The following is a 12,486-nucleotide window of genomic DNA, read 5'->3' as shown; positions in this document are numbered from 1 at the left end:
TTACAAGAACAGCGCGAACATAACCGTCGCGATGATCGCCGCAAGGCCTGCCGCGGCCGGAAGCGTGATCATCCAGGCTGCGACGATGCTCAGCATATGCGAGCGCCTGACCAGGTAGCGGCGCCGCAGCTCGTCGTCATTGCGTTCGAAAGGCTCGGTCGCGTCCGGATCCTTGCCGGCTCTGACCCGCATGTATTCGAAACGGCGTTTCGAATGGCGCGTGTACCATTCACGGAAAAGCCCGACGCCGAACACCGACCCGACGGCGATATGGGTGGATGACACCGGAAGCCCGCCCCAGGAGGCGACGATCACGGTTAGCGCCGTCGACAGCGATACGCAATAGGCGCGCATCGGATTGAGCTTGGTGATCTCGGCGCCAACCAGTCGCACCAGCTTCGGGCCGTAGAGCAGAAGCCCGAGCGAGATGCCGAGGCCGCCGATGACGAGTTCCCAGAGCGGCACCTTGAGAACGCCATGGATGCCGCTCTGTGCCGCCGAAACGATGGCCGCCAGCGGCCCGATTGCGTTGGAGACGTCGTTCGCCCCATGCGCGAAGGACATCAGTGCCGCCGACAGGATGAGGGGGATGCGGAACAGTTTTCTGAGCGACTGGTTGCGGTTTTCCAGCCCTTCGGCCTGCCGGGCGATGATCGGGATCAGCGCGCGCCAGGTAATCGCGCCTGTGATGACGGCGATCGCGGTAGCTTTGAGGGGCGATCGCTCCAGGAGTTGGTCGAAGCCGATCAGCGCCAGATAGCCCGCAAACGCTCCCGCCATCGTGCCGACCAGAACCGGCACCCAGGTCTTGGCCGCGGCGATCTTGTCCTCCCGGTAGATGATCGTCTCCTTGACGAGCAGCAGGAAGCCGGCGGCGATCAGTCCGCCGAGAAGGGGAGAGAGGATCCAGCTCGCGGTGATGCCGACAACCATGCCCCAGTTGATCGCGCCGAAGCCTGCGGCAGCGATGCCGGCGCCCATCACTCCCCCGACGATGGAGTGGGTGGTGGAGACCGGCGCTCCGGCCCAGGTGGCGATATTGATCAGCACGGCGGCAGACAGCATCGCCGCCATCATCGCCCAGATCAGCACACTGGGGTTGGCGACCAGCGTATCGTCCATGATGCCGCTGGCGATCGTATGGACCACGCCGCCACCGGCAAGCACCGCGCCGGCGATCTCGAAAACCGCTGCGAGCGCCAGGCCGAAGCCCATCGTCATCGCTCGCGCGCCGACGGCCGCGCCGATATTGTTGGTCACGTCATTGGCGCCGATATTCATCGCCATGTAGCCCGCGAGCGCGGCCGCGGCGACGATGATCACCGCACCGGGCGTGCCCGTGACATAGGACGCGGCGAAGATCGCGGTGAGGATGATGAACAGCAGCGCCGTGCCGGGCGCCGCCAGTCCGCGCGACGCCTGCCGGGCGGCATCCTCGACGGAGGAGAGTTTCTCCAGGTCTTTGTCGAGCGTCGGCTTGGCCAGACGCGGATTTCTTTGGCCCATTTTGTTCTTTGATCGGCAGAGAGGGCACAAGCGGCGCCCGGATCACTGGACCCGTCGTTTAGCATTCGCTTGCGAAAAGATTGTGATGCGTGTGGAATTTGCCGCGCCCGGACGGCTTGGGTTCTAGTTGGCGAACTTGACGGCGGGCGTAACCACAGGGGTGGCCGGTGTCTTCGGCCGCATCCGCTCGGAAAACTCCAGCATCAGGATCTTCAGTTCTGGCTCGTTAACCCGCTCGGCAGCCTCCTGGCAGGAGACCCACTCGATCCGTCGCGCGCCCTTTTCCTTGAAGTTCTTCACGCAGTCTTCGACCTTCAGCAGATGCACCTGCACGCGCACCGGAACTTTCAGTCCGTTATCGAGGCCCTTGTTGTAGTGGTAGAAGCCGAACGCAGCCTTTTCGGCCTTGCCCTTCACGCCCACTTCCTCGAAGGCTTCCTGCTCGGCCACCTGGTGCGATTTCCTGTTTTCCATGGGCCAGCCCTTGGGGATAACCCAGCGGCCGGTATCACGGCTGGTCGCCACCAGAACTTCGGGTTCGCCATTCTTCTTCGTGCGATAGCAGAGCGCAGCATATTGCTGGCGCGGCGGTCGCTGCACCATGAGACGAAGATTGCTGGCAATCCGTTTGACTAGGCCCAATTTCGAAAACACCTCCGAAAGTGTTATTTTTCTAATATAATGCTTGCGCCGGGATTAACGAGGCGTCGCCAACGATTTTGATCGTGAATCACTCGTTAAAGCCTTTGTCCGGCTAAATATAAGTGGGTGCGTCGGGCGGGCGCGTCAACAGGTTATTGCACAGCTGTTCAATTTTCCCGGGACTATGGCGAAAATGCATATGTCGGTGGTCCCGAAACGACTTTTCCCCGAATAATTTCGCGCGGTCGGTCCCCTGGTCGACTGCGGGACAGGAGGCATGTCGCGATTTGGGAAAACCGATCAAATCACCTCCGAAAATCGGTTTTCGATTTTGCGATCGATGCGTTAGGTTCCGATTTGGGATGCGAGGAGGAATGCATGCCGGAGGCCATTCAATTTCTGCCGCCAAGGAGCGAGGTCCTGTCGCGCCGCGCGGCCATCATTGCCGATCTCGCGGGCATCCTGCCGGCGGATTGCGTCATCCATGAGGGCCGCGAACTGGTCCCGTTCGAGACGGATGCCTTCATCAGCTACCGCCGCCTGCCGCTCGCCGTTGTCCTGCCGCGTACCACCTCGCAGGTGGCGGCGGTGATGAAATATTGTCACGAGAACGGCATACCCGTCGTGCCGCGCGGCGCCGGCACCTCGCTGTCGGGAGGCGCGATCCCGCAGGAGGATGCGGTCGTGCTCGGCCTGTCGCGCATGGCCCGCATTCTCGAACTCGATTATGCCAACCGCACTGCCACGGTGCAGGCCGGCGTCACCAACCTCAACATTTCGGACACGGTCGCCGTCGACGGATTCTTTTATGCGCCCGATCCGAGCTCGCAGCTTGCCTGCACGATCGGCGGCAATATCGGCATGAATTCCGGCGGCGCCCACTGCCTGAAATACGGGGTTACCACCAACAACCTGCTCGGCGTCAAGCTCGTCCTGGTCGATGGCCAGGTGATCGAGCTCGGCGGCAAGCATCTGGATGCGGCGGGTTATGACCTGCTCGGCCTCGTCTGTGGCTCGGAAGGCCAGCTCGGTATCGTGACCGAGGCGACCGTCCGGTTGATCGCCAGGCCGGAAGGGGCGCGCCCCGTCCTCTTCGGTTTCGCCACGTCGGAACAGGCGGGCGCCTGCGTTGCCGGCATCATCGCCTCGGGCATCATCCCCGTCGCGATCGAATTCATGGACAAGCCGGCAATCGAGATCTGCGAGGCCTTCGCCAAGGCAGGCTACCCGCTCGATGTCGGCGCGCTTCTCATCGTCGAGGTCGAGGGCTCCGAGGCCGAGATGGATGCGGTGCTGGAAAACATCGTCGAGATCGCCCGCCGCCATGAGGTGATGACGGTGCGCGAATGCCAGTCGGCGACCGAAGCGGCACTGATCTGGAAGGGCCGCAAATCCGCCTTCGGCGCCACGGGCCGCATCGCCGACTATATCTGCATGGACGGCACCGTGCCGCTCGGCAAGCTCTCCTATGTCCTGAAGAAGACGTCGGAGATCACCGACAGTTTCGGCCTGCGCGTCGCCAACGTCTTTCACGCGGGAGACGGCAACATGCACCCGCTGATCCTGTTCAACGCCAATGATCCGGAAGAGGCGATGAAGGCGGAAGAGGCGGGCAACGAGATCCTAAAACTCTGCGTCGACGCCGGCGGCTGCCTGACCGGCGAACACGGCGTGGGCATCGAAAAGCGCGACCTCATGCGCCATCAATACACCCAGGCGGAACTCAACCAGCAGATGGCCGTCCGCGCCGCCTTCGACGAGGACTGGATTTTGAACCCGTCCAAGGTGTTTCCGCTGGAGGGGAGGGGATGATGGTTGGGTTGGCTTCCGTCTCATCTGTCGCCCACCCCCCTCTGCCCTGCCGGGCATCTCCCCCACAAGGGGGGAGATCAGCTGGGCGCAGCGTCCAAGTCCAATCGATACTGGGTGAGATGGCGTGCACTGATCCGTTTGATGGACTGGGCGATGGTCGGGCCACTTGTGATCTCCCCACCTGTGGGGGAGATGCCCGGCAGGGCAGAGGGGGGCTGCCACCCGCCAACGCTCATCGGAGCCAACTCAGAGACGGCTCGGGAGCGGACCGCCGGAAGGGGATGCCTTCCGCATGCTGATCCCCAATTCCGAAGCCGATGCCGCCTATGTCATCCGCAATGCCGCAGCTGATGGCAAACACCTGTCCATCTGCGGCGGCAATACCCGTGGCCTCGCCCGCTTGCCGGCGAGGTCCGGCAATGTGGAGCCGATCAGCGCCCGCAGCCTTTCCGGCATGGTCGATTACGATCCGGCCGAAATGGTGATGACGGTGAAGGCTGGAACGCCCGTGGCGCAGGTCGAGCAGGCACTTGCCGCGAACCGCCAGATGATGGCCTTCGAACCGATGGATCATCGCGGCATCCTCGGGCCTCACGGAAATCCATCCGTCGAACCGACCATCGGCGGTGTTTTCGCTGCCAATGTCTCCGGCCCGCGCCGCTTCGTGGCAGGGGCTGCCCGTGACAGCCTGCTCGGCATCCGCTTCGTCAATGGCCGCGGCGAGATCATCCGCGCCGGCGGCCGGGTGATGAAGAACGTCACCGGCCTCGATCTGGTAAAACTACTGGCTGGCTCGCAGGGCACGCTCGGCTTCCTCACCGAAGTCACCTTCCGCGTCCTGCCCGTGCCGCCGATGACGCAGACGATCGTCATTTTCGGCCTGGACGACCAGACGGCGGCAAAGGCGATGGCGGCGGCCATGGCACTGCCGGTGGAAGTTTCCGGCGCCGCCCATCTGCCGGCCAGTGTCCGTTCGCGATTTCTCGGCGGTGCATTGCCTGAAGAGCCGGGAGGCGGGGAAGCGACCGTCCTGCGGCTGGAAGGCCTTACCGCCTCCGTCGAGGTACGCGCGCAAAAGCTTGCCGCCATCATGGAAGCATTCGGCCCGGTTGCCCGGCTCGGGGTGGACGAAAGCCGCATCCTCTGGCGCGAAATCCGGGACGTCCACGCCTATGCCGACGGCAGCGAGAAGCCGCTTTGGCGCGTCTCCGTTGCGCCTTCCGCCGGTGCCCAGCTTGTGGCCGCCCTTCGGCTGGAGGCGGGCATCGACGCCTTCTACGACTGGCAGGGCGGTCTCGTCTGGATGCGGATGGAGGCGGAAGCCGAAGGGGATCTCCTGCGCCGCATGATCCGCGCCTTCGGCGGCGGCCACGCGACGCTGATCCGGGCGTCGGAGGTGGTGCGTGCCGAGGCGCCGACCTTCGAGCCGCAGCCCGACGCGGTGGCGGCGCTTTCGGCGCGCGTCAAGGCAAAGCTCGACCCGGCCGGGATTTTCGGTCCGGGGAAGATGGGGTGATGGACATGACTTTGTTGGCGTTGCAACACCCCCCTCTGCCCTGCCGGGCATCTCCCCCACAAGGGGGGAGATCAGCTGGGCGCACCGTGTTGCCCCAATCGAGTCTGGTTTTAGTTGCCTGTAAGAATGAAGAGCCGGGCGAAGGTCGTGCCGCTTGTAATCTCCCCCCTTGTGGGGGAGATGCCCGGCAGGGCAGAGGGGGGTGTGAAACCCGGAGCAGCAGCTATGGACCGCCTGCAGAAAGCCCCGATGCCAGAAACCGGCCCGCCCCCTCCATTCCGCGAGGGCTCTCCTGATGCAAACCTCCTTCACCCCCGAACAGCTCGAAGACCCGCATGTCGCCGAATCCGAAAAGATCCTGCGGCGCTGCGTGCATTGCGGCTTCTGCACTGCCACCTGTCCCACCTACGTCACGCTGGGCAACGAGCTAGACAGCCCGCGCGGGCGCATCTATCTGATCAAGGACATGCTGGAAAATGGCCGGGACGCCGATGAAGAGGTGGTCACCCATATCGACCGCTGTCTCTCCTGCCTGTCCTGCGTGACCACCTGTCCCTCGGGCGTCGACTACATGCACCTGGTCGACCATGCCCGCATCCATATCGAGAATACATACAAGAGGCCGCTTGCAGACCGCTTGCTGCGCAGCCTGCTTGCCGCGGTGCTGCCCTATCCGGCGCGCTTCCGCGCCGCCCTGACGCTGGCGAAATTCGGTCGGCCTTTCGCGCCGCTGATCAAACGGGTCAAGGCGCTGCAGCCGCTCGGTGCCATGCTGGAGCTTGCACCGAAGACGCTGGGGAATGCGTCACCTGCCATGCGTGGCGCTCAACCGGTCAAGGGGATCAGGCGCGGCCGGGTGGCGATCCTTGCCGGCTGTGCCCAGTCGGTGCTCGATCCCGGCATCAATGAGGCGACGATCCGGTTGCTGGCCCGTTTCGGCATCGAGGTGGTGGTGCCGGAAGGCGAGGGCTGCTGCGGCGCGCTCGTCCACCACATGGGCCGCGAGAACGAGGCCCTCGACTTTGCCCGCCGCAATGTCGATGTCTGGACGCGGCAGATCGAGAAGGGTGGTCTCGACGCCATCATCATCACCGCCTCCGGCTGCGGCACGACGATCAAGGACTACGGCCACATGCTGCGCCTCGATCCCGCCTATGCGGAAAAGGCAGCGCGGATCTCGGCGCTCGCCAAGGACATCACTGAATATCTGGCGACGCTGGACCTGCTGCCGCAGGAGCCAAAGCGGCTAACGGTCGCCTATCACTCGGCCTGCTCGATGCAGCACGGTCAGAAGATCACCATGGCGCCGAAACTGCTCTTGAAGGCCGCGGGCTTCGCCGTTCGCGATCCGGCCGAAGGCCATCTCTGCTGCGGCTCGGCCGGCACCTACAACATCCTGCAGCCGGAAATCTCCGCGCAGCTGAAGGTTCGCAAGGTGAAGAATATCGAGGCGACGAAGCCCGACATCATCGCCACCGGCAATATCGGCTGCATGACCCAGATCGGCTCGGGCACCGCCATCCCGATCGTCCATACGATCGAGCTGCTGGATTGGGCCTATGGTGGGCCGAAGCCGGGGAAATTGAAGGGCTAGTTCGCCCGCGTCGTCATGCCTGGCGCATGGTGCAAACGAAGCGAGACGCTGCGTCATTCTCTACCCTCATCCCTGTGCCCTCGGGCTGCGCCCACGGAATGTCACAGGAATGCGGGAGACGGACACCTGAAACTCCTCAGAACTTATAGGAAATCCCGAGATTGATCGCATTGGTGATGATGTCGCTTTCGAGCGTCGCGCCATTGTCGATATCGACGTCGACGAAGGAATAGTTGCCCTTGTATTCGGCAAATGCCGACCAGTTCTCGGTGAATTGGTAGCGCACGCCGGCCTGGGCCTGGAGGGTGGCGCCGCCGACCTGATAGTCGAAGGTGCGGCCGCTGGCGCGCGTCACTTCCACATGCGGAATGTTGAGGCCCACACCGGCGCCGAGATAGGGCGCCCATTTGCTGCCCTCGATGTCGAACCGGTAGAGCGCGTTCAGTGTCACGAGGTTGAGGCCGTCGGTGAATTCGAAATGGTCGAAGCCGCTCTTGTCCAGCGTCTCGCCGTCGGCATAGACCTTGGCATGGGTATAGTCGAGCGATACGCCCCAGTTGGCCAGACGCCCCTCGTCGAACCAGTAGGTGGCGCGCACGCCCCAATAGGGAGGGCTCTGGAAGGGCTTTGTGTCCCACCCGGCGGTAAAGTCGGCCCCGTCGGAAATCGTCACGTCGCTATGGGGCGAAAACTGGTAGCCGCCATAGCCGGATATTTCGAAATCGCCGGAAAAGGCGGGTACGGAAAAAAGCGTCAGAAAAGCTGCGGAAGAGAAAAGTGCTGAAGCAAATGTGCGCATGAGCCGGCCCGATCGACTGTCGATGCACCCGCATAGCGCGGGGAGGTGACAGGCGTGTAACCGGCTTGTGTCATTTGGGTATCACTCGCCATTCTTGCATCCTGGCGAGAGTGCGGGAGAGGCGGCCGCTGCCGCCTTTCCCTGGCAACTTTCGATCAGCCGCCGAAGATGGTGCGGAAGATGTCGAGGCCGCGGTCCTGGAAGGCGACGTCGCCCGGCTTCGAGCCGGGGCCGATGACGACGACCTTGGAGCCGACAGGCGCGCGGGCATAGAGATGCTCGACGTCCTTGTTCATCATGCGGATGCAGCCGGACGACAGGTTGAGGCCGATCGACCAGGGCTGGTTGGTGCCGTGGATGCGGAAGATCGTGTCGCGGCCGCCCTTGTAGAGATACATGGCGCGGGCGCCGAGCGGGTTTTCCGGGCCACCCGGCATGACGGCCGGCAGCTTGATGCCGCGGCGTGCCTCGCGGGCGCGCATTTCAGCCGGCGGCGTCCAGGTCGGCCATTCCGCCTTGCGGCCGATCGAGACGACGCCGGACCAGCCGAAGCCCTCGCGGCCGACGCCGATACCGTAACGGGTCGCGCGGTTCTGGCCTTCGACATAATAGAGGAACTTGTTGTTGGTATCGACGATGATCGTGCCGGGTGCCTCGTTGGTGGCAAAGCGCACGCTGCGGCGCTTGAACTTGCCCGGGACTTCCTTGTTGCGCACCTTCGGCGCGACATCGCTCGCCGTCGTCTGCGACTGGGCGCTTGCGGTCTCGACCGGTGCAGCGGTGCCAACCACCGCAAACATCACGGCGACGACCGCCATCAGCAGTTTACGCGAATTCATCCTTACCCCACTTGCAAAGTTTCATGAAAAACCCGGGCAAGATGTCGCGGCTTTTCCAAGGCGGCAAGATAAGGAAAGACGAATGTGATTGCCCGACAGATAAGAAAATGGCCTGATCGTGTCGATCAGGCCACATATTCTGTCGAAGCCGAAGATTACATCACGATGACCTTGGTGCCGACATCGACGCGGCCGTAGAGGTCGGTCACGTCCTCGTTGCGCATGCGGATACAGCCGGAAGAGACGGCGCTGCCGATCGTCCAGGGCGCGTTGGTGCCATGGATACGGTAGAGCGTCGAGCCGAGATACATGGCACGGGCACCGAGCGGGTTTTCCGGTCCGCCGTCCATGCGGGCAGGCAGGTAGTGGCCCTTGGCCGCCTCGCGGCTGATCATTTCCTTCGGCGGAACCCAGCTCGGCCATTCGGCCTTGCGGGTCACGCGGTGTTCGCCGGCCCATTCGAAGCCCGGCTTGCCGACGCCGACGCCGTAGCGCATCGCCTGGCCGTTACCCTGCACGAGATAGAGAAAGCGGTTGTTGGTGTCGATCACGATCGTGCCTGCCTTTTCCGTCGTGTCATAGGCGACGGCCTGCGGCAGGAATTGAGCCTCGATCTGGCTGCGAACGGCCCTGTTGGGGCGCACCGCCGCCTGCTGGACATTGGAGCTGTTGCCGAAGATGCCGCGACGCACGCCGGGACCGAAAGAGGGCTGGCGCTGTTCGGCCTGCTGGCTGACGGCCGAACGGCCGGCACCCGGGCGGCTGGGCGCTGCCGGGAGATAGTTGCGCTGGCCGGTGACGACCTGCGGCTTCATCTGGCGCGGCTGCTGCTGGTAGACCCGGCGCTGCTGCGTGGCTCTCGAATTCTGCTGGGCGCCGAGCTGCATCAGCCACGGGGCGGCCAGATCCGGGCTGACCATGACCGGCGGCCGTTCGCGATAGCGGTCGTTTGCCAATGCGGACGTAGAAAAGAGCGCGGCCAAGCCCAGCGCCAGGAGAAGTTTCGCCTTCATGTCGGATCCACTCGTTACAATCACCGAAAAGGCCCTGGAAATATCGAGCCCGTTGGCGCTGATGGTGAATGCAAGCTCAAAGGGAATGGTAAACGGGTGGCGGCTTTCGCCTCCCGAATCCGATATAGCTTTCGGCAGGGTTACCTGCCGGTTTGGAAATATGGTTGCTTGATACTAAACCGCGTGCCGCTGCTGTTAATGATTGGGACTATGAATGGTTTGGGAGAAGGAAATGGCCGGCATCATCGTGGGCGAGGACGGCAGGGGGCGCTGCTTCTGGCATGGTGGGCTGGAGGATTACCGCCGCTATCACGACGAGGAATGGGGCCGGCCGGTCACCGACGATTTCCGCCTTTTCGAAAAGATCTGCCTCGAAGGTTTCCAGTCCGGCCTGTCCTGGCTGACGATCCTCAGAAAGCGCGAGAACTTTCGTGCGGCCTTTGCCGGCTTCGATTTCAACAGGGTCGCTGAATTCGGCGAAGACGATATCGAGCGGCTGGTCGCGGATGCCGGCATCATCCGCCATCGCGGCAAGATCGTCTCGACCATCAACAATGCCCGCCGCGCCATCGAGCTGAAGGCTGAATTCGGCTCGCTCGCCAAATTTTTCTGGAGCTTCGAGCCGGGCAGCGACACCCGCCCTGCGGTGCTGGACCTCGACACGCTGCGCGCCAACCCGACGACGCCTGTCTCCGTCACGCTGTCCAAGAACCTGAAGAAGCGCGGCTGGACCTTCGTCGGTCCGACCACCGTCTATGCATTCATGCAGGCGATGGGCATGGTCAACGACCACCTCGACGGCTGCTTCTGCCAGCGCGAGGTCGACGAGGCGCGGCTGAAGTTCAAGCGGCCATAGGCATGACGCCGAAAGGCGTGAAGCGGTTTTCGCAGACTGTCATGCCTGGGAGGAGATGATCTTTTCCAGAACGCCGGAAAGCTCGCCCAGATGTTCGATCTGGCGGAAGCGCGGCGCATCCTCCGGTGCATCGACATGTTCCAGAACCCAGGTCAGCGCATGGGGAATGAAGACGCCATAGGCGCCGGCGGCGATCGCCGGCACGATGTCGGATTTCAGTGAATTGCCGACCATCATCGCCCGTTCCGGCCCGTCCGCCACCTTTTGGAAGATCCGGCGATAGGTTGTGGCGCTCTTGTCCGAGACGATCTCGACGGCGTCGAAATAATCGCCGAGGCCTGATTGGGCGAGCTTGCGCTCCTGGTCGAACAGGTCGCCTTTGGTGATCATCACCAGCAGATAGTGCCCGTTCAGCGCCTCCAGCGTCTCCTCGACATGGGGCATGCATTCGACCGGGTGGCGCAGGAGATCGCGTCCGATATTGAGGATCTTGCCGATCGTCTCTGCCGGCACCTGGCAGTCGGTCACCTCGAGCGCCGTCTCGATCATCGAGAGCGTAAAACCCTTGATGCCGAAACCGTATTGGGAAAGGTTGCGCTTCTCGGCCTCCAGCAGACGCGCGGAAATATCCGCACCCTCGGCGAAGTCCCCGAGCAGGGCCTGAAAATGCTCTTCCGTCAGCCGGTAATATTGTTCGTTCTGCCAGAGCGTGTCGTCGGCATCGAAGCCGATGGCGGTAATCGGGCGCATGATCTCTGCCTCCGCCGGTATCATATGGGGGAGATGGTGGCGCCGGGCAAGCGGCAAGCTTTCCCGGCGCTTCAGTCTCTTACTGGCCTTTCGCCTTCAGCCAGGCCTGCATCTCGGCGATTTCCTGTTCCTGCGCCTTGATGATCTCTTCCGCCAGCTTGCGCTGCTGCGCGTCCTTGCCATATTCGAGCTCGACCTTGGCCATGTCGATTGCGCCCTGGTGATGGGCGATCATGCCACGGGTGAAGTCGATATCGGCATCGCCGCTGAATTCGAGCGCCATGCCCTCATGCATCTTGGTATTGGCGGCCTTGAACGCCTTGGTCGAGGCGCTGTCGCCGCCCGAATCCATCTGCATCTTCGAATGGTCGTGGCCCTTCATCTCCTGGGCCGAAACGAAGGATGGGACAGCAAGCAGCGCAATCACGGCTGCGGTAATAGTGGTCCTGGACATGGGATACCTCCTCGTCCTTATGAGTGATCTTTCGATATGCGTATCGGTCGATCAGGCGCGGGGCGGAGGTATCGGCGGTCGAGCCGCGGAAATAACGAGCGAGGGCGCGTCTTGCGGAACGGGTGTCGGATGGATGAAGCGGCCCGTATCGGCAAGGGCAATATCGGGCAGAAGCACGAGACAGGCTGCGCAAAACGGCGCCACGCATCCCTTGCCGCTGCCATGCGGACAGGGCTTTGACCTGTCATTATGGGCATGGCTGGGGTGATCGGCCTGCACCGGATTTGCAAGCGGCTGCCCGGTGCCGCCGCTCATGTCGTGATGCTGGCCGTGGTCGTGCGCGGCTTCCGCTGCCGGCTGCGGCGCCATCGACATGGTCGTCATTCCCGGCATCGCCATGGCAGGCATGGCCCCGTAGAGGAGCCAGGCGGCAAACATCATCGTGGCGGCGAGGCGTTTCATGCCGCTGAAAATATGTGCCCAGGCGTTGAAATCAACGGGGTGTCGGTTCACGTAACGCTGATCGTGTAAGGACTGCAGCGGTGAGACGATCGTCTTCTCCCCAGCGGGGAGAAGTGCCGGAGCGCTAGCGAGGCGATGAGGCGCTGCGCGGTAGCACGTTTACCGTAGGCTCCCCCTCATCCGACCCTTCGGGCCACCTTCTCCCCGCTGGGGAGAAGGCAACTGGAGCTTGTCGCCCTGTCC

12 protein-coding genes are annotated in these 12,486 nt (G+C 63.1%); 4 read left to right on the top strand and 8 right to left on the bottom strand.

What is annotated here, in order from left to right:
• On the bottom strand, nucleotides 1-1,506 hold the full coding sequence (locus BM216_RS08850; RefSeq protein ID WP_092998055.1) for an inorganic phosphate transporter: 1,506 nt from the start codon (nucleotides 1,504-1,506) through the stop codon (nucleotides 1-3).
• Between the two features lie 123 nt (nucleotides 1,507-1,629).
• Complete coding sequence (locus BM216_RS08845) at nucleotides 1,630-2,148, bottom strand: NUDIX hydrolase (RefSeq protein ID WP_244530124.1); 519 nt, start codon at nucleotides 2,146-2,148, stop codon at nucleotides 1,630-1,632.
• Between the two features lie 378 nt (nucleotides 2,149-2,526).
• Here BM216_RS08845 and BM216_RS08840 point away from each other — a divergent pair, with 378 nt between their 5' ends.
• The 3 genes from BM216_RS08840 (at nucleotide 2,527) to glcF (ending at nucleotide 7,070) form a co-directional block, all read left to right on the top strand.
• Nucleotides 2,527-3,960, top strand: coding sequence for an FAD-linked oxidase C-terminal domain-containing protein (locus BM216_RS08840; RefSeq protein ID WP_092998052.1), 1,434 nt, complete (start codon nucleotides 2,527-2,529; stop codon nucleotides 3,958-3,960).
• 292 nt (nucleotides 3,961-4,252) lie between these two features.
• The gene (locus tag BM216_RS08830; RefSeq protein ID WP_092998049.1) at nucleotides 4,253-5,476 is read left to right on the top strand and encodes an FAD-binding protein; all 1,224 of its coding nucleotides are present in this window, start codon (nucleotides 4,253-4,255) and stop codon (nucleotides 5,474-5,476) included.
• Nucleotides 5,477-5,771: 295 nt separating this feature from the next.
• Entirely contained in the window at nucleotides 5,772-7,070 is a 1,299-nt protein-coding gene (glcF, locus tag BM216_RS08825; RefSeq protein WP_092998046.1) for a glycolate oxidase subunit GlcF, read from the top strand.
• A 136-nt stretch (nucleotides 7,071-7,206) separates the two neighbouring features.
• On the opposite strand, the gene BM216_RS08820 is transcribed toward glcF, so the two are convergent.
• The 3 genes from BM216_RS08820 to BM216_RS08810 form a co-directional block, all read right to left on the bottom strand.
• On the bottom strand, nucleotides 7,207-7,869 hold the full coding sequence (locus BM216_RS08820; RefSeq protein ID WP_092998043.1) for an outer membrane protein: 663 nt from the start codon (nucleotides 7,867-7,869) through the stop codon (nucleotides 7,207-7,209).
• A gap of 155 nt (nucleotides 7,870-8,024) precedes the next feature.
• The gene (locus tag BM216_RS08815) at nucleotides 8,025-8,708 is read right to left on the bottom strand and encodes a L,D-transpeptidase (protein ID WP_092998040.1); all 684 of its coding nucleotides are present in this window, start codon (nucleotides 8,706-8,708) and stop codon (nucleotides 8,025-8,027) included.
• A 155-nt stretch (nucleotides 8,709-8,863) separates the two neighbouring features.
• The gene (locus BM216_RS08810; protein ID WP_092998037.1) at nucleotides 8,864-9,721 is read right to left on the bottom strand and encodes a L,D-transpeptidase; all 858 of its coding nucleotides are present in this window, start codon (nucleotides 9,719-9,721) and stop codon (nucleotides 8,864-8,866) included.
• Between the two features lie 232 nt (nucleotides 9,722-9,953).
• Here BM216_RS08810 and BM216_RS08805 point away from each other — a divergent pair, with 232 nt between their 5' ends.
• A complete protein-coding gene (locus BM216_RS08805) occupies nucleotides 9,954-10,577 on the top strand; it encodes a DNA-3-methyladenine glycosylase I (RefSeq protein WP_092998034.1) in 624 nt (207 codons plus the stop codon).
• A gap of 39 nt (nucleotides 10,578-10,616) precedes the next feature.
• On the opposite strand, the gene BM216_RS08800 is transcribed toward BM216_RS08805, so the two are convergent.
• From BM216_RS08800 to BM216_RS08790, 3 genes are all read right to left on the bottom strand, one after another.
• Nucleotides 10,617-11,327: an HAD family hydrolase gene (locus BM216_RS08800; protein ID WP_092998512.1), complete on the bottom strand. Its 711-nt coding sequence runs from the start codon at nucleotides 11,325-11,327 to the stop codon at nucleotides 10,617-10,619.
• A 79-nt stretch (nucleotides 11,328-11,406) separates the two neighbouring features.
• Complete coding sequence (locus tag BM216_RS08795) at nucleotides 11,407-11,781, bottom strand: CopM family metallochaperone (protein ID WP_092998031.1); 375 nt, start codon at nucleotides 11,779-11,781, stop codon at nucleotides 11,407-11,409.
• 51 nt (nucleotides 11,782-11,832) lie between these two features.
• Nucleotides 11,833-12,294 (bottom strand): hypothetical protein, encoded by a 462-nt coding sequence (locus BM216_RS08790; protein ID WP_143102759.1) that lies wholly within the window; start codon nucleotides 12,292-12,294, stop codon nucleotides 11,833-11,835.
• Nucleotides 12,295-12,486 lie beyond the last annotated feature (192 nt).

The organism is Rhizobium sp. NFR07 (genome assembly GCF_900111905.1).
In the GTDB taxonomy this organism is placed as follows: domain Bacteria; phylum Pseudomonadota; class Alphaproteobacteria; order Rhizobiales; family Rhizobiaceae; genus Neorhizobium.
The sequence above is the reverse complement of the archived record's forward strand: the minus strand, read 5'-3'. Positions and strand labels throughout refer to the sequence as shown.

Excerpts from the sequence above, each read along its gene's own strand:
- BM216_RS08850 (WP_092998055.1), bottom strand. The coding sequence starts at position 1,506 with ATGGGCCAAAGAAATCCGCGTCTGGCCAAGCCGACGCTCGACAAAGAC.
- BM216_RS08840 (WP_092998052.1), top strand. The coding sequence starts at position 2,527 with ATGCCGGAGGCCATTCAATTTCTGCCGCCAAGGAGCGAGGTCCTGTCG.
- BM216_RS08830 (WP_092998049.1), top strand. The coding sequence starts at position 4,253 with ATGCTGATCCCCAATTCCGAAGCCGATGCCGCCTATGTCATCCGCAAT.
- glcF (WP_092998046.1), top strand. The coding sequence starts at position 5,772 with ATGCAAACCTCCTTCACCCCCGAACAGCTCGAAGACCCGCATGTCGCC.
- BM216_RS08820 (WP_092998043.1), bottom strand. The coding sequence starts at position 7,869 with ATGCGCACATTTGCTTCAGCACTTTTCTCTTCCGCAGCTTTTCTGACG.
- BM216_RS08815 (WP_092998040.1), bottom strand. The coding sequence starts at position 8,708 with ATGAATTCGCGTAAACTGCTGATGGCGGTCGTCGCCGTGATGTTTGCG.
- BM216_RS08810 (WP_092998037.1), bottom strand. The coding sequence starts at position 9,721 with ATGAAGGCGAAACTTCTCCTGGCGCTGGGCTTGGCCGCGCTCTTTTCT.
- BM216_RS08805 (WP_092998034.1), top strand. The coding sequence starts at position 9,954 with ATGGCCGGCATCATCGTGGGCGAGGACGGCAGGGGGCGCTGCTTCTGG.
- BM216_RS08800 (WP_092998512.1), bottom strand. The coding sequence starts at position 11,327 with ATGCGCCCGATTACCGCCATCGGCTTCGATGCCGACGACACGCTCTGG.
- BM216_RS08795 (WP_092998031.1), bottom strand. The coding sequence starts at position 11,781 with ATGTCCAGGACCACTATTACCGCAGCCGTGATTGCGCTGCTTGCTGTC.